Source organism: Nocardia sp. NPDC051052 (genome assembly GCF_044456045.1).
In the GTDB taxonomy this organism is placed as follows: domain Bacteria; phylum Actinomycetota; class Actinomycetes; order Mycobacteriales; family Mycobacteriaceae; genus Nocardia.
In genome coordinates, this window is record NZ_JBITFL010000019.1 from 73,139 (window position 1) to 96,878 (window position 23,740).

Annotated in this window: 23 protein-coding genes; 7 read left to right on the forward strand and 16 right to left on the reverse strand. The window is 68.0% G+C overall.

The genetic code is table 11. From position 1 onward, the window contains the following. Positions 1–76: 76 nt before the first annotated feature. Positions 77–481: a PPOX class F420-dependent oxidoreductase gene (locus tag ACIBCN_RS40725; protein WP_396997716.1), complete on the reverse strand. Its 405-nt coding sequence runs from the start codon at positions 479–481 to the stop codon at positions 77–79. Positions 482–654: 173 nt separating this feature from the next. Between ACIBCN_RS40725 and ACIBCN_RS40730 the strand changes: the two genes are divergently transcribed. Further along, positions 655–1,653, forward strand: coding sequence for a DUF4189 domain-containing protein (locus ACIBCN_RS40730; RefSeq protein ID WP_396997717.1), 999 nt, complete (start codon positions 655–657; stop codon positions 1,651–1,653). A gap of 6 nt (positions 1,654–1,659) precedes the next feature. On the opposite strand, the gene ACIBCN_RS40735 is transcribed toward ACIBCN_RS40730, so the two are convergent. Continuing rightward, positions 1,660–2,055, reverse strand: a complete 396-nt coding sequence (locus tag ACIBCN_RS40735; protein WP_396997719.1) for a nitroreductase/quinone reductase family protein — start codon at positions 2,053–2,055, stop codon at positions 1,660–1,662. A 214-nt stretch (positions 2,056–2,269) separates the two neighbouring features. On the opposite strand from ACIBCN_RS40735, the gene ACIBCN_RS40740 reads away from it, so the two are divergent. Beyond that, entirely contained in the window at positions 2,270–3,430 is a 1,161-nt protein-coding gene (locus ACIBCN_RS40740) for an FG-GAP repeat domain-containing protein (RefSeq protein ID WP_396997720.1), read from the forward strand. A 4-nt stretch (positions 3,431–3,434) separates the two neighbouring features. On the opposite strand, the gene ACIBCN_RS40745 is transcribed toward ACIBCN_RS40740, so the two are convergent. Next, positions 3,435–4,238 carry a transglutaminase family protein gene (locus tag ACIBCN_RS40745; protein WP_396997722.1) on the reverse strand — a complete coding sequence of 268 codons (804 nt, stop codon included), beginning with the start codon at positions 4,236–4,238 and terminating at the stop codon, positions 3,435–3,437. A 141-nt stretch (positions 4,239–4,379) separates the two neighbouring features. Between ACIBCN_RS40745 and ACIBCN_RS40750 the strand changes: the two genes are divergently transcribed. Further along, positions 4,380–5,045: a phosphate signaling complex PhoU family protein gene (locus ACIBCN_RS40750; protein ID WP_396997724.1), complete on the forward strand. Its 666-nt coding sequence runs from the start codon at positions 4,380–4,382 to the stop codon at positions 5,043–5,045. Between the two features lie 3 nt (positions 5,046–5,048). Here ACIBCN_RS40750 and ACIBCN_RS40755 read toward each other — a convergent pair whose 3' ends face one another. Next, positions 5,049–5,960, reverse strand: coding sequence for a LysR family transcriptional regulator (locus ACIBCN_RS40755; RefSeq protein ID WP_396997726.1), 912 nt, complete (start codon positions 5,958–5,960; stop codon positions 5,049–5,051). Between the two features lie 70 nt (positions 5,961–6,030). Between ACIBCN_RS40755 and ACIBCN_RS40760 the strand changes: the two genes are divergently transcribed. Further along, entirely contained in the window at positions 6,031–7,185 is a 1,155-nt protein-coding gene (locus tag ACIBCN_RS40760; RefSeq protein ID WP_396997728.1) for a TDT family transporter, read from the forward strand. A 27-nt stretch (positions 7,186–7,212) separates the two neighbouring features. Here the strand turns inward: ACIBCN_RS40760 and ACIBCN_RS40765 are convergent, their stop codons facing one another. Together ACIBCN_RS40765 and ACIBCN_RS40770 are read right to left on the reverse strand one after the other, a co-directional pair. Beyond that, complete coding sequence (locus ACIBCN_RS40765) at positions 7,213–8,076, reverse strand: RNA polymerase sigma factor (RefSeq protein ID WP_396997729.1); 864 nt, start codon at positions 8,074–8,076, stop codon at positions 7,213–7,215. 45 nt (positions 8,077–8,121) lie between these two features. Further along, positions 8,122–9,261, reverse strand: a complete 1,140-nt coding sequence (locus ACIBCN_RS40770) for an FAD-dependent monooxygenase (protein ID WP_396997730.1) — start codon at positions 9,259–9,261, stop codon at positions 8,122–8,124. A 115-nt stretch (positions 9,262–9,376) separates the two neighbouring features. On the opposite strand from ACIBCN_RS40770, the gene ACIBCN_RS40775 reads away from it, so the two are divergent. Beyond that, the gene (locus ACIBCN_RS40775) at positions 9,377–10,300 is read left to right on the forward strand and encodes a TetR/AcrR family transcriptional regulator C-terminal domain-containing protein (protein WP_396997731.1); all 924 of its coding nucleotides are present in this window, start codon (positions 9,377–9,379) and stop codon (positions 10,298–10,300) included. 18 nt (positions 10,301–10,318) lie between these two features. Here ACIBCN_RS40775 and ACIBCN_RS40780 read toward each other — a convergent pair whose 3' ends face one another. After that, on the reverse strand, positions 10,319–11,194 hold the full coding sequence (locus ACIBCN_RS40780; protein WP_396997732.1) for a haloalkane dehalogenase: 876 nt from the start codon (positions 11,192–11,194) through the stop codon (positions 10,319–10,321). A 682-nt stretch (positions 11,195–11,876) separates the two neighbouring features. On the opposite strand from ACIBCN_RS40780, the gene ACIBCN_RS40785 reads away from it, so the two are divergent. After that, positions 11,877–12,608: an HNH endonuclease family protein gene (locus tag ACIBCN_RS40785; protein WP_396997734.1), complete on the forward strand. Its 732-nt coding sequence runs from the start codon at positions 11,877–11,879 to the stop codon at positions 12,606–12,608. 1 nt (position 12,609) lies between these two features. On the opposite strand, the gene ACIBCN_RS40790 is transcribed toward ACIBCN_RS40785, so the two are convergent. Further along, a complete protein-coding gene (locus tag ACIBCN_RS40790; protein WP_396997736.1) occupies positions 12,610–13,629 on the reverse strand; it encodes an NAD(P)-dependent alcohol dehydrogenase in 1,020 nt (339 codons plus the stop codon). Continuing rightward, positions 13,626–14,072, reverse strand: coding sequence for a hypothetical protein (locus tag ACIBCN_RS40795; RefSeq protein WP_396997738.1), 447 nt, complete (start codon positions 14,070–14,072; stop codon positions 13,626–13,628). Before ACIBCN_RS40795 ends, ACIBCN_RS40790 begins: the two co-directional genes overlap by 4 nt. Positions 14,073–14,201: 129 nt before the next feature. On the opposite strand from ACIBCN_RS40795, the gene ACIBCN_RS40800 reads away from it, so the two are divergent. Further along, positions 14,202–14,993 (forward strand): helix-turn-helix domain-containing protein, encoded by a 792-nt coding sequence (locus tag ACIBCN_RS40800; RefSeq protein ID WP_396997739.1) that lies wholly within the window; start codon positions 14,202–14,204, stop codon positions 14,991–14,993. A gap of 68 nt (positions 14,994–15,061) precedes the next feature. On the opposite strand, the gene ACIBCN_RS40805 is transcribed toward ACIBCN_RS40800, so the two are convergent. The 7 genes from ACIBCN_RS40805 to ACIBCN_RS40835 form a co-directional block, all read right to left on the reverse strand. After that, positions 15,062–15,985, reverse strand: a complete 924-nt coding sequence (locus tag ACIBCN_RS40805; RefSeq protein WP_396997740.1) for a LysR family transcriptional regulator — start codon at positions 15,983–15,985, stop codon at positions 15,062–15,064. Between the two features lie 39 nt (positions 15,986–16,024). Then, positions 16,025–17,593 (reverse strand): hypothetical protein, encoded by a 1,569-nt coding sequence (locus ACIBCN_RS40810; RefSeq protein ID WP_396997741.1) that lies wholly within the window; start codon positions 17,591–17,593, stop codon positions 16,025–16,027. Beyond that, on the reverse strand, positions 17,578–18,345 hold the full coding sequence (locus ACIBCN_RS40815) for an ABC transporter ATP-binding protein (RefSeq protein ID WP_396997742.1): 768 nt from the start codon (positions 18,343–18,345) through the stop codon (positions 17,578–17,580). Before ACIBCN_RS40815 ends, ACIBCN_RS40810 begins: the two co-directional genes overlap by 16 nt. Positions 18,346–18,417: 72 nt before the next feature. Further along, on the reverse strand, positions 18,418–19,620 hold the full coding sequence (locus tag ACIBCN_RS40820) for an FAD-dependent monooxygenase (protein ID WP_396997743.1): 1,203 nt from the start codon (positions 19,618–19,620) through the stop codon (positions 18,418–18,420). A gap of 182 nt (positions 19,621–19,802) precedes the next feature. Then, a complete protein-coding gene (locus tag ACIBCN_RS40825; RefSeq protein ID WP_396997744.1) occupies positions 19,803–20,462 on the reverse strand; it encodes a PadR family transcriptional regulator in 660 nt (219 codons plus the stop codon). Positions 20,463–20,543: 81 nt separating this feature from the next. Then, positions 20,544–22,577 carry a DHA2 family efflux MFS transporter permease subunit gene (locus ACIBCN_RS40830; protein ID WP_396997745.1) on the reverse strand — a complete coding sequence of 678 codons (2,034 nt, stop codon included), beginning with the start codon at positions 22,575–22,577 and terminating at the stop codon, positions 20,544–20,546. A 77-nt stretch (positions 22,578–22,654) separates the two neighbouring features. After that, complete coding sequence (locus ACIBCN_RS40835; protein ID WP_396997747.1) at positions 22,655–23,599, reverse strand: sigma-70 family RNA polymerase sigma factor; 945 nt, start codon at positions 23,597–23,599, stop codon at positions 22,655–22,657. Positions 23,600–23,740: the final 141 nt, after the last annotated feature.

Consider the following 23,740-nt stretch of genomic DNA (forward strand, 5'->3'; position numbering starts at 1 on the left):
GAGATCCATCGTTGCAGCTAACTCTCCGCATCCAGGTCAGAGCGGTACCGTAGGGCGATTTGCCCGGTTTTGCGGGTCAGTCGCGGTGTAGCGCGTATCCGGTGATGCCGGTGGGCCGGATCGCGATCGCCACCCGGTCCTTCGCGTCCGGCGGCACCACCGGACCGTTGCCGTAGCGCTCGGACAGGCTGGAATAGAGCCCGCCCTCCGGGTCGTCATCGATGTGGTCGAGCACACCGCGGACCTCGATGTACCGGTACGGATTGTCCGGGTCGTAGATCGAGATCGAGACGCGCGGCTCGTGCGCGAGGTTCTTGAACTTCTGCCGGTAGTTGGTGTGGGTGAACCAGATGAACTCGCCGTCCCACACGAACCACATCGGATTCACCTGCGGCGCCCCGTCCGGCCTCGTCGTGCCGAGGCTCGCGTAGATGGGTCGCTCCAGCAGGTCCCGCACCTTCTCGGGAATCTCGATCGTCATGCACCCTCCAGTCGATTTATGCGCTGTCCGCAGCAACGAAACTACCGCGTCGCCCGGCGGTTTCGATGCGGTAGCCGCCGCGTGGAGCACCCCCCATTGACGGGGGCAGATAACTGGCTATCGAGCCGATACCCTGGTTCGGCCTTGATCGAGACGAACAACAGCGGGGGCTCATGTCTTACCCACCCGGCCAGTACCCCGGGCAGCCATACGACCCGAACGCGCACGATGCGCGGGCGGGTGAGCAGCAGGCGCCCGGTCATCAGCGCTCGGATCCGACGATGCTGAATCCGATCGGCCAGGCCGGATACCAGCAGACACCGGACCCGACTCAGCTGAACCCGGCGAGTCAGCCCGACCCGGCCTACCAGCAGGTGCCGCCGTCGGACCCGACCGTATTCAATCCGCTGAGCCAGCCGGATCCGGGGTATCAGCACGGACAGCCCTACGGCCCGTACGCGCAGCAGCCGGTTCCGCAGTACCCGTCGGTCCCGCAGTATCAGCAGGCGCCGATGTATCAGCAAGCACCGCAGCAGTATCCGCCGCAGCAGGGTGGCATCCCGCCCGGTCCGCCCGGGCAGGGATATCCACCGCAGTACGGGCCCACCGGACCTGGGTCGGGTGGTGGTGGCAGCAAAGTGCTCGCCGTGATCGGTTCGATCCTGCTCACCGTGGTCGTGATCGCCGGGATCATCGGGCTGAAGGTGTGGAAGAACACGGCCAAGCACCACCGCGCCGACGCCAATGGCACCGACACCACCAGCCTCACCATTTCCACCAGCACATCTGGCGCGCCGACCACCCGGCCCAGCGCCAAGGTCCCGCCGGCCACTACCGCACCGCCGACCACGGCACCGACGACTAAGGCCGTCACGACCGTGTGGATCGCGGCGGCCTACAACGAGGCGAGCAACGAAGTGCACTGGGCCAGAAGCTCACTCGGCCAGGACGCCGCCACCGGCCAGGCACAGGCCGCGTGCGGCGCCTCCTGTCAGGAACCCATCTGGTCGAAAGACGCCTGCGTCGCGTTCGCCTTCGGCCGGAACGGCGGCTGGGCCTCAGCCTGGGGTACCACCATCAACGAGGCACAGGATAAGGCGGTGGCCAAGGCACAGGGCGACTGGAATGTGCCGGGCCCCTTCGAATTCTGGTCGAAGTGCGCTAAGGAGTAACCGCGGCTAGCCGTCCAGGTCGACGCGGACGGTGAGCAGGTCGGTGCCGACCAGCTGGACCACCGCGCTGTTGCCGCGCGGCAGCGCACGCAGCCGGGCGCGCGCGTCGTCCTCGGGCAGCAGTCGCGCGGTGCCGGTGTACCAGGTGCCGTGCAGGCGAACGCGAACCCGGTTGTTCGCCTTGATGTTTCGGATGTACTGGGAGCGGTCGCCGAATTCGGAGACCAGCCAGAACGCGTTGTCGACCTTGCGGCCACCGATCGGGGTGATGCGCGGCTGCCCGCTCACCCGGCCGACGGTCTCCAGCAGTTGCTGGGCGGGCAGCCTGCGCTGCAACGGATTGACGACGCGACGCTGCAACGTCGTCACCAGTCGATGTTGAATGTCGCGCTTGCCCGGCATGCGGCGACGGTAGCACCGGGGCGCGATATGGGCACTGTGCCGCACCGCGCGAGCGAATGTGCGACACGGTGACGAAAACGCTTTTGGCGCAATGCCACAGCGGAATACCGGCCCGGTGGGCAATCCGACGAATTGGCGCCATTATCTCGCCCCGATGTGACGCACGTCATAAAGTCCGGTCCCTGCAATAACTCTCCGCACACCAGGACGATTCATGAACGCTGCATCCCTGCATTCACGCGGCCTAGTTCTCGCCGCGACCACCGCGGCACTGTCGCTGATCGGCTCCGGTCTGATCGCTCCCGCCCCCGCGCACGCCGCGGGGGCGATTTCTTTCGCGCCGAAGGTGGATTCGCCGTCCGGCGGCCAGTTTCCGTCGTGGGGGCCGGGCCCGTCCCCGATCGGCACCGTCACCGCCGACTTCAACGGCGACGGCAAGGCCGATATCGTCGCCGCCGATTTCCAAGGGGCTGGGCCGATTCTGATGACCGGCAAGGGCGATGGCCGATTCAACACCGGTACCAGGGTCGGCGATGCCGGCCTCGGTTTCGGTGCGGTAGGCGTCGGCGACCTGAACGGTGACGGCAAGCCCGACGTCGTCGCGCAGGCGTGGACGACGATCGCGACGTTCCTGAACAACGGCGACGGCACCTTCCGCCCGGCCAAGAAGTACACGACACTCGAAGGCGCGCAACAGGAAGTGATCGTCGCCGACGCCAACGGCGACGGCAAGGCCGACGTGCTCAGCCTGGCACCGGCCGGCGTGCAGACCTGGCTCGGTAAGGGCGACGGCACCCTCGACGCCGGGCCGACCAGCCTGATCCCCGGTGTCGCCGCCGCCTTTACCGTCGGAAAGTTCAACTCGGACAACATGATCGATATCGCGGTGAACAACGACGCGCTGCAGCAGGTGCACGTCTTCACCGGCAACGGCGACGGCAGTTTCACCCGGCGCGGCGCGAGCACGTCCGGCCTGATCACCGAGGACGTGCGCGCGGGCGACTTCGACGGCGACGGTATCGACGACGTGATCACCGCCGACTCGTTCTCCTTCAGCACCACGCTGCTGCTGTCCGACGGACAGGGCGGCTTCAAGAAGACCGACCGGGTAAACGTCTCCGGCCTCGGCCCGACCAGCATCGCCGCGGCGGACTTCAACGCCGACGGCAAGCTGGATGCCGCGATGTCGGCGGTGCTGAACTCCAAGATCGTGATCTTCACCGGCAACGGCGGAACCATCAGCAAGACCGGCGATTTCGGCGTCACCGCACAGCCGCAGACACCCGCCGTCGCCGACTACGACGGCGACGGCAAGCTCGACGTGGTGGTGGCGGGCAGCGCGAACGGGGTGTCGTTCCTGAAGAACATCTCCTGACGCCTCAGCAGACCGACGTCGGGGTGACGGTGTCGTCCAAGGGCAGGTAGCCGTCGACCAAGGCGGTGACCAGCAGGCTGTTCACGATGATCTCGCCGCCGTGGTTGTCCAGGAACGCGACATCGGAGGCGTCCCGGCCGGTGGCTATCCGGACCAGCGTCGAACGCGGGGCGAGGCCGGTGGCGTCGAGGGCCCGCCAGACGCCGTCGATATAGGCCTCGGCGACCGCATGGAAGTCCATCGGCGAACAGCCCGGCGCGTACACCGACACCACCCGCGCGGGTATCTTCACCGCGCGCAGCAGTGCCACGACCAGATGCGCGAAGTCGCGGCACACCCCGGCACCGGACAGCAGCGTCTCCACCGCACCGTCGATGGGGTCGCTGCTGCCCGCGACGTAGCGGATCCGGCGCCCGACCCACTGCGACACCTGCACCGCCAGCTCGGCATCCGGTGTGCCGGAACCGAATTCGGTGGCGGCGAAGCCGAGCAGCTTGTCCGACTCGGCGAATCGGCTCGGCCGCAGATACAGCGCGCGGTCGTAGTCGGAGCTCGGCTCCGGTATCGCGGTGCCGAGCACGCTCGCGCGGTAGTGCGCGCGCAAAGTGCCTGGGCCGACGGAGAATTTGTGGATACGGGTGCCGTGCGGGCCGAGGATCTCCCACGGCGTGACGGCCCAGCCGTCCAGCTCGAACACCAGCGACTCGTTCAGGTCCAGGTTTGTCTGCCGTGCTACGGCGATCTGGAATTCGAGGGTGGTCGGCGCGGTGATCGCCACCTCGACTTGGGCTGAGACATCGCGCTTCACGCCACAATCCTGTCAGTCGCGGTCGAGTGCCCTCCCTATTTTCGACCACATAGTGCCGAGTTGGCATCATCTGCGCTGTCAATTCATGGCCAGGAGGGGATTAGTGTGCCCGGCCGCGCGGATATGGGCGAGAATTTGCGCGTGCGCACCCAGTTCACTCGCGAGCTCGTCGCGTTGACCAATGACTTGACGTTGATGTGCCGGCTCACCCATGACGCGGCCGAGCGGGTGACCGACGCACTAGTCGGCGCCGATCTCACCGCCACCTATGAGGTGTTCGCCCTCGACGAGCAGCTACAGACGATGTACAGCTCGTGCGAGGCGCGGACGGTGGTGCTGCTCGCGTTGCAGGCGCCGGTCGCCCGCGATCTAAGGCACGTGGTCACCGCCATCCAGATCGCGACCGAGTTGTCGCGGATCGGCAGGCTGTTCAATCAGGTCGCCGACCAGGTGTATCAAAGCCATCCGGGACATGTTGCGCCGCAATCGATTCTCGAGATTCTCGCCGCCATGGGCAGGCTGGCCGCAACCCGCACCGCGCTCAGCGGCGAAGCCGTCGCCACCGGTCATCAGGATCCGCCCGCCGAACACGATCCCGGCCTGCACGCCATGGAACTCCTGCACAAGCAACTGCATTCGGCGCTGGCCGCCCCCGCATCGGCGCAGTCGACCGCCGCCGCCATCACCATCGCGCTGCTCGCCAACCACCTGGAACGCTGCGTCGACCACACCGCCCGCATCGACCGCCTGATCCGCTTCCTGGACACCGGCGTTCCGCCCGCCGCGCAGCCCGCCGACAGCGCGTGAGTCCTATCGATCGGTGGCGCGGGCGATCGCATAGAGGTCGCGGGCGGGGCCGGTCAGTCGCTGACCCGTCGGCCACACGGCGCGCAGGGTGCGATTCAGTTCGAGGTCGGTGACCTTCGGGGATACCAGTGTGCCCGCGGCGATTTCGGCCGCTACCGCGAGGGAACTCAGCACCGCCGGGCCGACGTCGGACGCGGCGGCGGTCTTGATCGCGGTGGTGGAGGACAGCTCCAGCGCGACCTCGGGTTTCCAGCCGGGAAGCTGGCGAGAAACCGCGTGCTCGAACCAGTTCCGGGTGCCCGAGCCGGTTTCCCGTTGGATCAGCGGGGTTTCGGCGAGCTCGGCCAGGGTGACCGCGCCGCGGCGCGCCCAGCGGTGCGCCGGCGCCACCACGACAACGAGGCGGTCGTGCGCGACGACGTGCGACTCGAGGCCGGGAAAATTCTGTGGGCCTTCGATGAAACCGATGTCCGCCCTGTTGTCGAGGACCGCCTTGGCGACCTCGACGGAGTTGCCGGACTCCAGCGCGATGGCCGTGCCCGGCACGGTGGCCCGCAGCTTCATCAGCCAGGTGGGAAAGAGGTATTCGGCGATCGTCTGGCTGGCCGCGACGCGCAGGTGCGAGGCACGCTCGGCGCGCAAGGTGTCGATGCCCGCGTCGAGCTGTTCGGCCGCGCGGACCACGCCGCGGGCCCACTCCGCGATCAGCGACCCGGCGGGCGTCGGCCGGGAGCCGAGGGTGGTGCGCTCCAGCACCGGCATGCCGACGAGCTTCTCCAGATAGCGCATCCGGGAGGACGCGGACGGCTGACTGATGCCGTGCGCCGCGGCCGCCCGGCCCAAGCTGCCCAGCTCGATCACCGAGAGCAGCAGGTCGAGCGCGGCCAGATCCGGGACACGGGGCGACAACGGCATAGAACGAGTCTATGCATGCATAGGAGCACGGCCGCTACCTGACACCGCCGGATCCGGCGACGCTGGAGACATGACCGCCACCGTGACCTCCCGCCCCGCAGCGCAGCGGCGCCTGGTCGGCGAGCTCGACCGTCGTGCCGACCGCAGGCACCGACTCGGCTCGCTACGCCAACTCGGCCCGAACTGGTTCGCCGCGGTGATGGGCACCGGCATCGTCGCCACCGCCGCGGCTACCCTGCCGCTGCAGTTCCCCGGGCTACGCGGTGCCGCGACCGTGGTGTGGGCGCTGGCCGCCGCGGTGCTGGTGGCATTGAGCGTCGCGTGGATCGCGCACTGGGTGCGTTTCCCCGATGCCGCCCGCGACCATCGCAACCACCCGGTGATGTCGCAGTTTTTCGGCGCACCGCCGATGGCCTTGCTGACCGTCGGCGGCGGCGCCCTGCTGCTCGGCTCCGACGTGATCGGGATGCCCGCCGCGGTGGCGATCGACTGGGTGCTGTGGACCGTCGGCACCGCACTCGGCCTGCTCACCGCCTTCGCCATCCCCTACCGGATGTTCACCAGCCACCGCGTCGCCGCCGACGCCGCCTTCGGTGGCTGGCTGATGCCCGTTGTGCCGCCGATGGTTTCGGCCGCGATGGGTGCGCTGCTCGTCCCGCACACCCCCGCCGGCCAGTTGCGCTTGACCATGATCTTGCTCTGCGTCGCCATGTTCGGCTTGAGCCTGCTTGCCGCGCTGGTCACCATCACCATGATCTGGTCGCGGCTGGTGCATCACGGCACACCCCAGGCCGGCATGGTGCCCACCCTGTGGATCGTGCTCGGCCCGCTCGGCCAATCGGTCACCGCCGCAGGCCTGCTCGCCAACGCCGCCCCCGCCGCGCTCCCCGACCTCTATGCCAAGGGCTTCATGGTCTTCTCGGTCATCTTCGGCATCGTCACCTGGGGCTTCGCCATGCTGTGGCTGGCACTGGCGGTCGCCATCACCGTAAAGACCTTCCGCGCAGGCGAATTGACCTTCACCCTGACCTGGTGGGGCTTCACCTTCCCCCTCGGCACCTGCGTCACCGGCAGCACTGTCCTCTATGCCCACACCGGCGCGAACCTTTTCGCCGCCACCGCGATCGCCCTGTACGTGCTGCTGGTCGCCGCCTGGACCGCAGTGGCGATCCGGACCGTCCGCGGCGTACTGAGCGGCGATCTCCTCCGCCCCGTGACCAGTTGACTTGCCACCGAATGCTTTCCAGCGGCCTCAATCCAGCAGCGGGAAGCGGCCGGAATGCAGGAGCCCCGCGATCGCGTCCATCTTCGCTTGCGGCGCGGCGTAATCCGGGTGGGCGCGCAGCACGGCGGCCGCGTCGTGCAGCCGCACCATCTGTTGCTCGGCCTGGACGACGGTGCGGCCGCCGGGACTGATCGGGTGGCGGGCGAAGTTCGGTCTGCGCGGGTCGACGCGACCGAGCGCGACGGCCTTGTCCACTCGGCGCGAGCAACGGCAGAACGCCTCCGGGTTGGCCAGTCCGCAGGTGCTGGTCAGGAAGTTGCCGAGGCGTTTCTTGGCGCGCTCCAACCGCTTTCGGTAGGCGGCCGGGGTGACGTCGAGGATCCAGGCGGCTTCGGTGGAGTTGAGTGCGAAGACGTCGCCGAGGACGAAGGCGACGCGCTCGTCGCGGGCCAGGCACTGCAGCATGGCCTGGCTGCAGTTGAGCCGCACCTCCTGGGTGAGCAGCGTCGCCTCCGGTCCGCGGTATTCCGCCTCGGCGAATCCGTCGGCCAGACCCTCGCGATAAGCGTCCAGGCTCAGCTGCGCCGCCTCCTGCGGTGTCTGCCTTTTCAGGTTCAGCAGATAGTTGACGCCGATCCGATAGGCCCAGGTCAGCAGCTTCGCCTCGGCGCGCCAAGTGCCGAGGTTGCCGAGCACGCGCAGCAATATCTCCTGCGTCGCGTCCTCGGCCTCGACCGGGCGCCACACCATCCGCAGCGCGAGCCGATACAGCGGATCCTGCAGCAGGCGCACCACTTCGGCGATCGCGTCCCGATCTCCGGCAACGGCGCGCCCAACCAGTTCCCGCTCCTCGGCCCTGACCAGCTCCCCTTCGTGCGCCTCTGTGCTCATCCAGCCATCTTTCGGCTGGTGGACGCTTCGGCGCAACCCGAGGTGTCAGTAGTCCTTCAGAGTGAGCAGCTCCGGGTCGGCCTCCGGCGGGTTGGCGGCCATGGCGTCGAAGACCTCCTGCGGCGGCGGCTCGGCGAACTGCATGCCGACCACCTCGACGGCGCCTGCCTGATTGGTCTTCACGTATTCGCGCAGCTGATTTTCATAGCTGGCGAACGCGGCTTCGTAATCGCCTGCGGCGGTGGCCAGTTCACCGGCCAGGAGATAGGCGCCGATCAGCGCCTGCGAGGTGCCGCGGCCGGACAGCGGTGAGGCGCACGCGCACGCGTCGCCGAGCAGCACCACCCGGCCGGCCGACCACCTGTCCATCTGTACCTGGCTGATCGGCGTGAAGTACAGATCCGACGATGCCGCCAGGTCCTTCAGCAGGCGCGGGATCACCCACCCGTCGCCCGCGAAATGCTCCGCGATGATCCGCTTCTGCGCCTCGACGTCGTTCCGGTCATAGTCGAGCGGGTCCGAGCCGAAATACAGCGACGCCCTGGCCTCGGTGTTGTTCCTGGTGCTGAACACGTTGGCGGTTCGGCCGCTGGCCAGCTGACAGCCACGGCCCGCGTAGTCGAGGTTCAGGAAGTTGTCGGTGGAAAAGATCGCGTTGTAGAGGCCGAGGTGGTGGATGTAGTTCACGTGGTCGCCGAAGGCGATCGCGCGCACCTTCGAGTACAACCCGTCGGCGCCGACCACCAGGTCGAAGCGGCGCGGTTCGCCGCGCTCGAAGCTGACCAGAACGCCGTCCGCGTCCGCGTCGATGGCGGTGATCGAGTTGTCGAACAGGTACTCCGTCTCGTCCTTGGTATGGGCGTAGAGGATGTCGGTCAAATCGCTCTTGAGCACCTCGAGCTCACCGGCGAAGATCGCCGCGGGCATCGTCACAACGTGCCTGCCGTCGGTGTCGACCACCTCGCTGTCGCCAATCGTGGTGCTGCGCTTGCGAACCTCGTCCAAGATGCCCATCCGCTCGAGCACCGTCATCGCCGCACCGCGGAAGTCGACCGCGTATCCGCCTGGGCGCGGTGCCGTCGCCCGCTCGATCACCGTCGCGGTGCAGCCGTGTACCCGCAGCCAATACGCGAGAGCCGGACCCGCCACTCCGGCACCGGAAATCAGGATGTTCGTGTTCGTCATCGCGTTCCACTTCTCTGCGCGTTGTGCCGTCGAGATACAACGTACATGCCAATAGATACGTTGTACAGGCAGTACTAGGCGAGTATTTGCTGCATAACTGTCTACTATTGACGACATGCGTACTAGTACAGCTGACGCCGCGGACTCGACCCCGCCCTATATGCGCATCGCCGGGGAGATCCAGGACCGGATCACCTCAGGCGAGTTACGGGCGGGCGATCGAGTGCCGTCGGCTCGGCAGATCACCAAGGAGTGGGGCGTCGCCATCGCCACCGCGACGAAGGTGCTTGCCGCGCTGCGTCAGGAGGGCGTGGTGCGTGCGGTGCCCGGGGTCGGCACCGTGGTGGACACCCCGCAGGCCGGTCCCGCGCGCGAGAACAGCACCGGCACCGAACTGAGCGAGGCATTGGTGGTGCACACAGGCATGGCGATCGCCGACGCGGAGGGCATGACCGCGCTGTCGATGCGCCGCGTCGCCGCCGAACTCGGCGTGCCGACGATGTCGCTGTATCGCCATGTGGGCAGCAAGGATCGGCTGGTGCTGCTGATGGCGGACGAGGCCTTCGGTGAAGCCGAATTCCCCGATCCGCCGCCCGCCGGTTGGCGGGAACGCCTGGAAGTCCTGGCCCGCCTGCAATGGGCGATGTATCACCGGCACCCGTGGGTGGTCACCGCGCTGTGGTTGAACGACCCGGAGCCCGCGCCGAAGTTGCTGGCGCACACCGAATGGGCGGTGCACGCGTTCGACGATCTCGGCCTCGACCCCGACGCCGTGCTCTACGCGCACGTGTCGTTGTACAGCTACGTGCGCGGAATCGCGGTGAACCTCGAGCTCGAGGCACGACGAGCGGACACCCCCGTCGAACCGTGGGATGTCCGCGAGCGGGAGTACGAGCGGTTGCTGGCCAGCGGCCACTTCCCCACCCTGGAAAGCCTGAACGAGCGCAACGACTTTCAGTTCGACATCAACAAGCTTTTCGACTTCGGGCTGCATCGCCTGCTGGACGGGTTCGCCGCCTTCGTGGTGCCGCGCGACTGATCGCCGCACCACGGCCATTCAGGAGATTGCGGCCGTCGGGGCGACGAGTGCGTGCCGCCGCAGCCAATCCGCCACCGCCGTGCCGATCTCGTCCGGTCGATCCTCGGGCGCGTGATGCCCGGCGGGTCCGATCGACGCGATCTCGGTGCTCGCGAAAGTCGTTGCCGCCCAATTGATCGCTTCGGGTGAGCCGAGCCCGACCCCGTTCTCCAGCCCCATCACCAGCTTGGGCACCTCGGGCGTCCGCGCCGCCCATCGCCCGTAGTTCTCGACGATTGCCACCACATCCGCGGGCTCGCCGCCGAGCGGGAACTCGCGCGGCCACACCAGCATCGGCTTGCGCGACTCCGGCGTCGGGAAGGGCGCGCGGTAGATGTCGTGATCCTCGGGCGATAGGTTCGCCACCCCCTTCGGCAGGTTGAATTCGATGAACATGTTCTCCGCCAGGATCATTCGCTCGCCCTCCGCGCTGCGGAACTTGCGGAACAGCTCGGCGCCGAGTGGCGGCATATCGTCCCAGCTCATCGGCCGCAGGAAGGTCTCGATCAGCGCGATGCCGCGCAGCCGGCCGGGATGACGTGCGGCCCAATCCATGCCGAGTGCACCGCCCCAGTCGTGGCCGACGATGACCACCTGGTCCAGTTCCAAAGCGTCGAACCAGGCGTCGAGGTAGCGGGCGTGATCGACGAACCGGTAGCCGATATCGGGCTTGCCGGACTCGCCCATGCCGATGAGATCGGGTGCCAGCGCCCGGGTTTGGCCGGTGACGTGCGGGATCACCGCACGCCACAGGTGCGAGGAGGTGGGGTTACCGTGCAGGAACACCACCGGCACCGAGCCGGTGCCCGCGTCGCGGTAAGAGAGGAACGAGTCGAGAACATCGACGGTAGCCATGAGCTGTCCTTCCGAGGGTCCGGCGTTGTTGCCTTCACCTGGTTTGGACACGGGCAATCACCGCACTGTGACCGCCACGAAAGTGACGCTCGTCACGTCGTCGAGCGCCCGTGCGACGCCCAACGGCCGCGTCCGCGTTCCCGCAACTGAGCGGCACATCCGTAAGAATCCAGTAGATGTAACCATCAGGCTGAAATGATCCTGAGAAAAGTCCCGAATCAGGGCAATCGACTTGCCAAGATCAAAGCCCGTTATCTACTGTCTCAATACGTAGAAACAAGTCAGGTCGGGACGGAGCGAAGCGGTGCGAGAGCGAGAGGCGAATTCCCAGTCGCGGGTAGCACTCTCAGCGGACACCAATCGAATCCCGATCTGCTCCTAGTCATCACGAGCGAGCTCGCCCGGCGCGGCTCGACACCTCGGGTCCTCCCTCATCGGCCCTGTGGTGTCGGCGGGTGCGGTACCTGGACTGGACAACCAGCCGCACCCCCGCGCAACGAGCGACCTCCCTCGTGATCAGCCACCCTCGAGTCGGCGCCGGCACGGCGACTCGAGGGTGGTTTCGGCTATCAACCCCCCTTGGCTGTGCGGAACGTCATAGCCCACAATCACTTCCACGACCTCGACCTCCGGATACGTTGGCGCCCGATATAGTTCAGGGTGGTTGGCGTTAGGAAGCTCGATGAAGTTCTCAGTTCAGCGGCTCGCTCTGATCGGGCTGGCCATCGCGACATTCATCGGACTGTCTTACTACTACGTCAACCGAGTCGAATCCCCCAGGGCGAACGCGGTGTGCGGCACCGGATCCGCGCTGGCCTGCGCCAACGCGCCGGCCAGCATGCCCAGCCATGACGCGCTCGCCATGCTCGACACCATCCGGGTGGCCGGCCGCGCCCCCAAAACCGGTTACACCCGTGAACAATTCGGCACCGCCTGGACCGATGACGTGTCGGTCCCCGGCGGCCACAACAAGTGCGACACCCGCAACGACATCCTGCAGCGCGACCTCACCGAGGTCACCTTCAAGGACAACAGCCGCTGCGTCGTCGCCACCGGCACCCTGAACGACCCGTACACCGGCAAGACCATCAAGTTCGTCCGCGGCCCGAAGACTTCCGACGATGTGCAGATCGACCACATCATCCCGCTGTCGGACGCCTGGCAGAAAGGCGCGCAACAGCTTTCCGCCGAGCGTCGCCAGGATCTGGCCAACGATCCGTTGAACCTGCAGGCCGTCGACGGCCCGACCAATCAGTCCAAGAGCGACTCCGACGCCGCCACCTGGCTGCCGCCGAGCAAGGGCTACTGGTGCGCGTATCTGACCAGGCAGATCCAGGTCAAGGCGGCCTACCAGCTCTGGGTGACCCAGGCCGAGAAGGACGCCATGACACGGGAACTCAGCACCTGCCCGTAGTTCACGGCATCGTCACTACTACTTTGCCGAACGGGTTGCCGTCCCGGAAGTAGCGGTACGCCTCGACCACCTCGTCGAGCGGGAACACCCGATCGATGAGTGGCCGCATCCGGTGTTCGCCGATCGTCCGGTTCATCGCCTCGAAGTCGGTGCGGCTGCCGACGGCGATCCGGCGGATCGACGCGTACTGCGTGCCGAACACCTCGGCAACCGACTCGGCCACCGGTGATCGCGCCGCGCCGATCATGGTGATCTGCGTGTTGTATCCGCCGGACCGAACGGATTTCGACAATGTCGGCAGCCCGACCGCGTCGACGACGTGCTCGACGCCGTCGCCGCCGGTCAGTTCCTGCACCGCCTGGTCCCAGTCCGGTGTCTCGGTCGAGACGATCACCTCGTCGGCCCCGAGCTTGCGCAGGCCGTCGGCCTTGCCCGGGCTGGAGGTGATGGAAAAGACCCGCGCGCCCAGCATTGTGGCGTGCTGCACGGCGAACAACGCGACCGCTCCGCTGCCGACGGTCAGCACCGTCTCGCCGGGGCGCACCGGCACCGGCTTCGTGAGTGCCGCCCACGCAACGACTCCCGCGCAGGTCAGCGTCGCCGCCTCCGCATCGGTCAGATGCGCGGGCACGTGCACCACCGAATCCTCTTCGACCACCGCGTAAGTGGCGAGCATGCCGTCGAAGTTGGCGCCGTACTGCTCGGCCGCCGTGGCGAGCCGCTGCGGACCGTCGATCCACCGCACGAAGTAGCTCGCGGTGATCCGATCGCCTAGCGCGGCCCGGGTCACGTTCGCGCCCACGGCGATCACCTCGCCGACGCCGTCGGAGAGCGGGACGATCCCCGGGGTGGCGGGCAACGGGTAGACGCCGTCCATCAGCATGAGGTCGCGGCGATTGACCGAGGCCGCGCGGACCCGGATCACCACCTGATGCACACCGGGCTCCGGGACCTCTTGCGCGGCGGCGGTCAGGCCGTCGAGGCCGCGCAGCGGATCCAGGTGGTAGGCAATGCCATTCATCGGACACCCACAATGAACTGGTGGTCGGACAGGATCCGGCCCGCGTCGTCGAGGCCGATGACCTCGAAGCCGCCGCCCGCGACCGTGCCGTCGGCCTTGGCCACCATCGCCCAGGACACCCCGATCAGCCCGGCGGGCAACCGGATCGGCGCCTCCTCGACCGCGAACTCGTACTCACCCGACTCGATGAACATCTCGTAGGCCCGAGTCACCCTGCGGTCCATCGCATCATGGCCGCGGACCTCGAGCGCCGGCATCGGGAACTGTAGCCGCTCAGCCTCTTCCCGCATCTCGATCGGCGGATCGACCAGGGTCTGCGCGCCGGTGGGCGCCCAGAGTTCGCGGATCTGCTTGGTTCGGGCGTCCGCGTCGGACTCGTTCCACTGCGCCGCGTACTGCTCGGCGAAGCGGGCCAGTTCGTTGTCGTTCAGTTGCTTACTCATGGGACATAGCTTTGCGATCGCGGCGATACCGCGCGATTCCCGCGAGGGTATAGCGCAATCGCCGCGCAACTGCTTGGTCATACCCTGCACGGAATCGCACTCCAGCCCAGGTCGGATAAGACTGTGGACATGACAACGGCGATAGCGGCACCGGGGTTCGCCCGCGAGCTCAAGCACTGGCGGACCCTGCGTCGAGTCAGTCAGCTCGACCTCGCGATCCGCGCGGACACCACGCAGCGACATCTGAGCTTTCTGGAACAGGGGCGATCGCGGCCTGGGCGCACCATGGTGGTGCGGCTCGCGGAATCGCTGGATCTGTCGCTGCGGGAGCGCAACGATTTGCTGCTCGCCGCAGGCTACGCGCCCGCCTTTCCCGAATCCGATGTGGATACACCGGAATTGGGCCCGGTGCGGGAGGCGCTGACGACCATCCTCGACGGCCACCTGCCCTATCCGGCAATCGTGGTGCGGCCGCGCGGCGTGCTGCTCGCCGCCAACGCGGCCTTCACGGTGCTGACCGAGGGGGCCGCGCCCGAACTGTTGAAGTCGCCGATCAACGTGTTGCGCCTCGCATTGCATCCGGATGGCCTGGCCAGGCGCGTAGTGAATCTGCCCGAGTGGGGCAAGCATGTGACCGAGGCCCTGCGCGGACGGATGTCGCGCAGCCCCGATCCGGCACTCGCCGAGTTGATCACCGAGCTGGAAGGCTATCTCCCACATGCCGAACCGGGCCCCGACCATCTCGGTTTCGCGGTGCCGCTGCGGCTGCGCAGCGACGACGGCGAGTTGCGGCTGATCACCACCCTCACCTCGTTCGCCACGGCCACCGACATCACCCTCGCCGAGCTGCATCTGGAGGCATTCCTGCCTGCCGACGCGCAGACGGCCGAGATCCTGCGCACCCGCGCGGCCCGGGGATAGCGCCCGAGCGAAACCCGGATCAGCGCCGTCCTGCGCGGCCTCTCCCCCGGCCCGAAGTTCCGGTGCGGCTACCAGGTTCGGGCGGCGGCGCGCAGGCGCGCGTGGACCAGGTCTACGTGGGGGCGGGTGTCGGTGCCGGCGCGGCGGACCAGGAAGCCGGTGTTGATCGGCGGATCCGGCGGGTCGAGCAAGGTGACCAGTGCGCCCGAATTCAATTGGGCCGCACAGAGATAACGCGGCAACACGCTGATGCCTGCGCCTGCGACGACCGCGGTGGCGACCGCACGCAGGTCCGCGACGATGACGGCCGCCTCGCCGGTCAGTCGGATCCCGAAGACATGTCGCCAATACCTGCGCAGGATGGGCAGGTCGGGGGCGTAGCTGACGAGCGGCACCGCGGCCAGCGCGGCCGGGCCGTCGACGACCAGCCGGGTGGCATCGATCCGCGCGGCCACGGCGGGCGCGGCGACCAGCACGAATTCCTCGTCCGACAGCGCCTCGGCGACCTCGGTCCGGCCCCGCGGGCGCAGGGTGGACAGCACCAGGTCGTAGTGGCCCGCGCGCAGTCCGGCAAGCAGCTCCTCCGAGAGTCCGGCGGTCACGGTCAGCCGGACGCCGTGTGCGATCAATGGCGCGAGGGCCGGAAGCGCCTGTACCGCAAGCAGTTCCGCAGGGCCTGCCAGCCGGACCGGCGGCTGCGGTTCGTCCTCGGCGGGCACCGACCGCCCGGCAACGGCGGTCAACGCGTCCAGCGGTTCGGCGATCCGCGCGGCCAATTCGGCGGCGGCCGCCGTCGGTGCCACCCCGCGCGACAACCGCTCGAACAGCCGCTGACCCAACCGCTTCTCCAGCGCCTGCAGCTGCGCGGTGACCGTGGGTTGCGACAACCCGATCAGCCGCGCTCCGCCGGTGATCGACCCCGCGCGGTGCACGGCCAGAAACGTGCGCAACTGATTCAGATCGAGACTGCCATCGGAATCCCTATCGCTCACCAGGCGATTCTATCGCCTCACCGATGCGGCCACCGGCGCTCACCTGGGGCGGACCGCATCGAGGAGCTCGGGCCCACCGGTGGTCAGGCGCTTTTCAGCGATGCGGACGCAGACGATGGCCGCGGCGATGCCGGTGCCGATGCCGACCGGAACCGCGAGCCATTCGATCGCCTTCACCTCGGTGAAATGGCCGATCAGCAGGATGGCCACCACCGGAAGCACCGCGAACAGCTGACCGAAGAGCACGGTGAACTGGAGCAGCACCTTCGCGCAGCCCGGGTTACCCGAACCGGAGAACGGATTCCCGGTGCGCGGCGGTATCGGATACGGCGCGAGCGCCGACACGAGCACGGCCGCACCGACCCCGACGCCGAGCGCGGCGGCATACAGCGCGAGCACCCACGGATACAGGTCCCATCGGCCGACCGCGCCGGGCAGGATCAGCACGAGCAGCAGCGTGGGCAGCCCGAGCACGATCAGCAGCGCGAGCAGGCGGCCGCGCACGTCCGCGCGCACCGCGCCGGGGGTGACGAGGGTTTGCCACACGGCGGTGCCGTCGTAGCCGAACAGGTTGGCACCGGCGAGTGCGGCGAACGAGACCGAGGTGACGCCCGCGAACGGCACGCCGCCGGTGCCGCTGCCCTGGAAGGCGGGGAACACCGGCATCAGGATGCCGACCACCAGCACCGGCAGCAGCGCGGCCCGGCGTCGACTGTCCCGCGACCAGGTGCGCAGCTCCTTGATCAGCACGGCGCCGACCGGTCCGCGCTGGCGCACCCGGCCGAGCAGCCCGCTGCCCGCGCCACTGGCCACGGAATTCATCGGCGCGGCCAGCCGCCGGGCCAGCAGCACCGACCAGGCCTGCCACAGTCCGAGCGAGACCACGGCCAGACCGAGCAGCGGCAGCAGGGCGAGCAGCCAATTACCTTGTGCCGCAGCCTCTACCGCGACCGGGGCCCACCCGGACGGTATCGAGCGCAGCGTCGTCGCCGCCCAGGGTGGCATGTCACGCAGCGCGCTCACGTGCGACATCAGCAAACTCATCGGGTAGTAGGCGAGGCCGAGCAGCCCGGCCAGCAGCACGCCGATGTCTTTGCCCCGCCGCGACCGCATGGCGGCCCCGATCCAGGCCAGCACCACCCGCGACAGCAGCACCACGAAGACCAGCTGCAGCACCACCCCGACCACCGCGACCAGCGTTGCCGCCCAACTCACCTGCGCCGCGAGCGCGACCAACCCGCCGAAGGCGATCAGGTTCACCACCGGCGCGGGTCCGGCGAACGCGGCGGCGAGCAAGCCACCGGCCAGCTGACGACTACTGATCGGCAGCAACCGCAGATGCTCCGGCTGGATGGTCTCGTCGCTGCTGCCGATCAGCACCGGGCCGCACAGCCAGCCGAGCGTCCAGATACCGAAAATCGTTGCGGCAACGGTTGTTCCGTTCGCGACGTCACCATCGCGCAGCGCGAACCCGATCAGCGTCGCGGTGACGATCGCGAAGACGGTGCCGATCAGGACGCCGACCACGTAGCCGAAACCCTGCCAGCCGCTGCTGCTCAGCGCGCGCTTGGTGAGCAGCAGCCGCATCCGGATCAGGATGCCAGCCACGACAGCCCGTCCTCTCCGCCGACCCGGCCACCCACCAGCCGGACGAACGCCTCTTCCAAGGTGGTTCCGCCGCGCACCTCGTCCACCGTGCCCGCCGCGACCACGCGTCCGGCGGTGATCACCGCGACCCGGTCGCACATGCTCTCCACCAGCGCCATCACGTGGCTCGACAGCACCACCGCGCCACCGGCCGCGACGAAGCGCTGCAGGATGGTGCGAATCGTGCTGCCCGACACCGGATCCACCGCCTCGAACGGCTCGTCGAGCACCAGCAGTTTCGGCGCGTGCAGCAGCGCGGTCGCCAGGCCGATCTTCTTGCGCATGCCCGCGGAGTAGTCGACCACCAGGGTCTTTTCGGCGCCGGTCAATTCGAAGACCGTGAGCAGCTCGTCGGCGCGCTCGGCGACGGTGCGCTCCGGCATGCCGCGCAAAAGGCCGGTGTAGGTGAGCAATTCGCGGCCGGTGAGCCGTTCCGGCAGCGCGAGACCGTCCGGCAGCACGCCGACGAGGGTCTTCGCGCGGATCGGATCGGCCCACACGTCGGCGCCGAAGATCGCGGCGCCGCCGCCGTCGGGCCGCAGCAGCCCGCAGGCCATCGACAGCGTCGTCGTCTTGCCCGCCCCGTTCGGGCCGACCAGGCCGAAGAAGGAGCCCGGCGGTACCGCCAGGCTCACGTTGTCGACGACCCACGGTCCGCCGAAGCGTTTACACAGGCCGGTCAGGTGCAGCGCGGGCTGATGGTCAGGTTGCATGGGTCCCCCGGAGTCCTTTCGGATCGATGTTCTCCAAGGGTACGGACCATCAGCCCGCGCGGTTCGACCGAATCAGGCAGTTACCGCGAGTTCTTTCCGCGCCGGGGCGTCCCAGTCGATCCGGTAGCGCTGCTCGGGCCCCATGCTCTTCTCCGGGTTCATCAGCTTGATGAACAGCGGCGCCATCAGCTGCATCATCTTGCGCCCGACCGGTCCGAGGGTCTTGCTGTGATTGACCTTCGCGGCGCGGGCCGCCACGGCTTCCACCCGGGGGCGGCGCAGCTGCTCGTAGGTGGCGAACGCGGCTTCCGGCGTCGGCAAGTCGCGCAGGCAGCGCGCCACCTGAACGGCACTTTCGATGGCCAGCGACGCGCCCTGCCCTGAGCTGTTGGACGGCGCGTGCACCGAGTCACCGACCAGGGCCATGCGGCCGCGGAACCAGTGCGGCACCGACGGCATGATGTGCAGTGCGCCGGTCACTTCCAGCTGCTCTTCGGTGGTGCGCCGGGCGAATTCACCGCCGGGCGTGTCGTCGGCGTAGGTCTCGCGCAGGATGCCGAGCCAGTGTGCCTTCGGGATCGCCCGGGCGGCGGTGAGCGACAGGTACTCCTTGTGCGGCAGGTTGGCGCCCCACATGACCTGGCCTGCGCCGGTCGACCCGAACAGGTAGTAGGCATTCTTGCCGAAGGCGAAGGTCATCGATTCCGGCTCGACGCCGTCGTAGTCGATGATCGCGCCGAAGCCGAGCATGCCGAGGTATTCCGGGCCGGGCGCGTCCGGGTCGATCAAGCCGCGCACCGTGGACCGGATGCCGTCGGCGCCGATCAGCACGTCGGCGGTGGCGGTGCTGTCGTCGGTGAACCGGGCGGTGATGCCCGACTCGTCCTCGACCACGTCGACCAGGCGCTTGTTGTACTCGAAGCCGACGCCGGCCGCGACCGCGTGATTGTGCAGCACCTGGTGCAGTTCGCTGCGATCCACCAATTGCAGTGGCGGCAGGCCGACCAGACCGGGCAGGTAGCTGATCTTGCCACCGATCGACAGACCCATCTTCGATACCGGCAGCGCGATGTCGCGGACCGGGTCGCCCGCCCCGATGATGTCGAGAGCGGCAATGCCGTTCGGCGCGAGTGCGAGTCCGCTGCCGATGTTGTAGGACGGGCCGGGATAGGCCTCGTAGACGCGGGCGTCGATGCCCGCCTTCAGCAGCGCGGTGGCGGCGACCGGTCCGGCGATGCCGCCGCCGATGACCAGTGCGGTCCGTGTTGTGGACATGGGTGTCTCCAGGTTCGTGTGTTACGGGTTTTCGAATCCCCGAACCAACCCGTGCAGTACGCACCCAGTTATCCTGTGGTTGCCAGCCTTGTAGCCGGGTGCGCGCATGCGGGCGCGGTTCGAGACTGTTCAATCGGGCTCGGCGGCGGTGTTGCCGCACCCCGCCGAGCCTGGTCTCGCGGTCAGGACGGTTCCGGTTCGGCCAGCCTCCCTTCCACGGCCGCGATCACTTCCGCGGGCGGGACGTTGTCGGCGTGTACCTGCCGCCACCAGTCCACCTCGGGGAACGTGCCGTCGGCGAGTTGGTCGCGGAACGAACGCGCCCAAGCCATTTCGGCCGCCAACATCGCCACGCCGAATTCGGATTCGATGATGAACAGTCGCGGCAGCTGCATGGCCAGAACCTTGTCGATTTCCCGGCGCACCGCGGCAATGAGGTGACGCAGCGCCTCGATGCGCTGGCCGAGCAATTCGATGACGTCGTCGGGAGGCAGCACCGAGAGAATGGACAAGCCCGCGACGAAGCGGTGCTGTTCGGGTTCCGGCACGGCGACCAATTCCCGGGTCCAGTCGGTGAGTTCGGTCCGTCCGGCGCTGGTGAGCTGGTAGATCACCCGCTCGGGCCTGGCGCCGTCGCGCTCGCTGCCGACGATCTCCAGGAAGCCGGCCTTTTCCAGGCTCTGCACGACGGTGTAGAGCGAGCCCCACTTGATGTCCATGTCGTGCTCTTTGCCGCGGTCGCGCAGCGTCTGCGCGATCTCGTAGCGATGCTTGGGCCGGTCGATCATCACCGAGAGCACCGCCAGCGCGAGCAGGTTGTTCACCTTGCGCTTGGTCGCCATCACACCTCCTTACTCGTATACGAATATACGTGCACGAGTATTTGCGACGCAAGAGGGTTTCGTGGCATGCGGCGGATGAATTCAGGCGCGAGCGGGTTCGTGCTCGCCGGCCTCTTGCTCGAGCAGCTTGGCGGCGAGGTTGTCCAGGGCCTGATCGAACAGCGCGCGGTCGGCGGGGTCGTCGTTGTTCCAGTCGTCGAGCCTGCTGTCGAGCCAGCGGCGCCACGCGGCCTTGACCCGGTCCAGCTCGGCCGTGCCCTGGTCGGTCAGCCGCAGCTCGCGGCCGTCGTCGACGAGGTAGCCCTTGTCGGCCACCCGGCGATAGATCGGCGCGAGCACGTCGTCGGGCAGCTTGTGCGCCCGCGCGACCGAGTCCAGCGTGGCCCCACCCTTGACGCGGTCGCGCAGGTAGACCTGGCCGAGCGCCCAGGCCTCGCCGCGGCTGAGCGTGCTGCCCGCGTCGGCGAGGATGCGCGGGCCGATCGGCCCCTCGGCGTGTTCCTTGCGCAGGCTTCCGGCGATGGCTCGTTCCAGCTGCACCACCCGATCCGCGGAGTCCGGCACCGAAAAGCCTTCGCCCACATCGCCCGCGCTCGTTCGGGCGCTGTCCCGCAGTGGCACTTCCTTCAGGAACCAGGCCACCACGAAACCGACCAGCGCCACCGGGACCACCCAAACGAAGACGTGATCGATGGTGTTGGCGTAGGCATCGATGACGGGCGCGGCCACTTCCTCCGGAACCTTTTGCAGCGCTTGCGGATTCGCCGCGACCTCGGGCGGCACCACCTTCGCCTGGACCAGCGCCTCGCGCAGGTTCGGGCCGATCTCGTTGCTGTACAGCGTGCCGAAAATCGCTGTGCCGAAAGTACTTCCGAGGGTGCGGAAGAAGGTGACGCCGGAGGTCGCGGTGCCGAGCTGGGCGTAGGGCACGGTGTTCTGCACGACGATGGTGAGCACCTGCATGGTCAGGCCGATGCCTAGACCGAGCACCAGCATGTACAGCGATTCTTCCCAGATCCCGGTATCGCGGCCCATCGTCGACATCAGATAGAGCCCGAGCGCCATCACCAATGTGCCGACGATCGGGAAGTACCGGTAGTGACCGGTTTTACCGACCACCTGGCCGGACAGGATCGAGGTCACCAGCAGTCCGGCGACCAACGGCAGCGAGCGCACGCCGGACATGGTCGCCGAAACCCCGTCCACGTACTGCAGATACGCGGGCAGATAGGTGATCGAGCCGAGCATCGCGAAGCCGCAGACGAAGCTGAGGATCGAGCAGACCGTGAACACTCTGCTGCGGAACAACCCCATCGGCAGCATGGGTTCCTCGGCCCGCAACTCGACCACCACGAACGCCGCGAACAGCAGCACCGACGCCGCGAACAGCCCGAGGATCATCGACGAGCCCCACGCGTACTCCTGCCCGCCCCACTCCAGCCCGAGGATGAGGGTGGAAACCGCAACGGCGACAAGGCCGATGCCCGCGTAGTCGATGATCGGCTTGATCACCGCGCGCACTCGCGGAATGGTGCGGGCCGACATCGCGATCATGATGATCGCGACGGGCACGTTGACGTAGAAGCACCAGCGCCAGCTCGCGTGGTCGGTGAACAAGCCGCCGAGCGTCGGCCCGATCACCGTGGTGACGCCGAAGACCGCGCCGAGCGCGCCCTGATACTTGCCGCGCTGGCGCAGCGGGATGGTGTCGGCGATGAGTGCCATCGCGGTGACCATCAGCCCGCCACCGCCGAAGCCCTGGATGCCGCGGGCGATGATCAGCAGCGTCATCCCGTTGGCCAGGCCGGCGATCATCGAGCCGATGATGAAGATCAACGCGCTGAGCTGGAAGATCAGCTTGCGGCCGAACAGATCACCGAGCTTGCCCGCCAGCGCGGTGGCCACCGCCTCGGCGAGCAGATACGCCGTGACCACCCAGGCCATATGCCCGGCCTCGCCGAGATCGGCGACGATCGTGGGCAGCGCGGTGGACACGATCGTCTGGTCGAGGGCCGCAAGCAACATGCCCAGCACAATCGTGGCGAACACGATGTTGATCTTCGCCCGGCTCATCGGCTCGGGAGCTTTCTCGGCGACAGCGACTGCACCGGTCATTGAAACAGTATGGTCTTGATCCGCCTGCCTGTCCGTCCAGCGACACGGCAGCGACTCCATCGGGGGTGGCTGCCGGGTTAGCCGAGCAGCCCTTCGAGCACCTTGGCGCGCGCCGGTTGCCGCAGCTTGGCCATGCCTTTCGCCTCGATCTGCCTGGCGCGTTCACGGGAAACGCCGTAGGTCTTGCCGATCTCGTCGAGCGTCTTCGGGTCGGTGCCGTCCAGGCCGAAACGCAGGGCGATCACCTCGGCTTCGCGCGCTGTCAGCGCGGTGAGGACCTTGTCGAGTTCGCGGCGCGTCGCGGTCGCCAGCGCCGATTCGGACGGGTCGGGTGCGGCATCGGCGATGAGTTCACCGAACTCCGTGGTGTCGTCCGAACCCATCGGGGTGTGCAGCGAAATCGGTTGGCGCGCATGGTCGAGTACCTCGCGCACCTTGTCTTCGGTCATGTCGAGCTCGCTGGCCAGTTCCGCCGTGCTGACCTCACGGCCGAGTCGCACAGCGAGCGCCCGCTGGGTGCGGTTCACCCGGTTCAGTACCTCGACGACGTGCACCGGGATGCGGATGGTGCGGCCCTGGTCGGCGAGCGCGCGGCCGATGCCCTGCTTGATCCACCAGGTGGCGTAGGTGGAGAACTTGAGGCCGCGGTGGTGATCGAACTTCGCCACCGCGCGCATCATGCCGACGGTGCCCTCCTGCACCAAGTCGAGCAGCGACATGCCGACCGGCGTCGGATAGCGCTTGGCGATCGAGACGACAAGGCGCAGGTTGGCTTCGACCATGTGGTCGGTGGCGCGCCGACCATCGGTGACTCGGCTGCGCAGGTCGCGGCGTTCCGCCGGGTCGAGATCGCCGGTGTCGGCGAGCCGTTGGGCGGCAAGCACACCCGCTTCGATGCGCTGGGCCAGCTCGACCTCTTGAGTGGCGGTGAGCAGTGGGGTGCGGGCGATGTGGCGCAGGTAGTCGGTGACCGGGTCTTCGCTGACGGTGCCGGAGAAGCGGGCCGTGCAGAACTGGGGCACGAGAGTCCTTCCAAAGGGAGCGAGCCGGGGGGGGGGGGGGGGGGGGGGGGGCCCCCCCCCGGGGGGGGGGGGGGGGGGGGGGGGGGGGCGAGGGCGCGGTCGACCAAGCGGCGCATGAGGGTTGGTGAGAAGAGGAGGTCG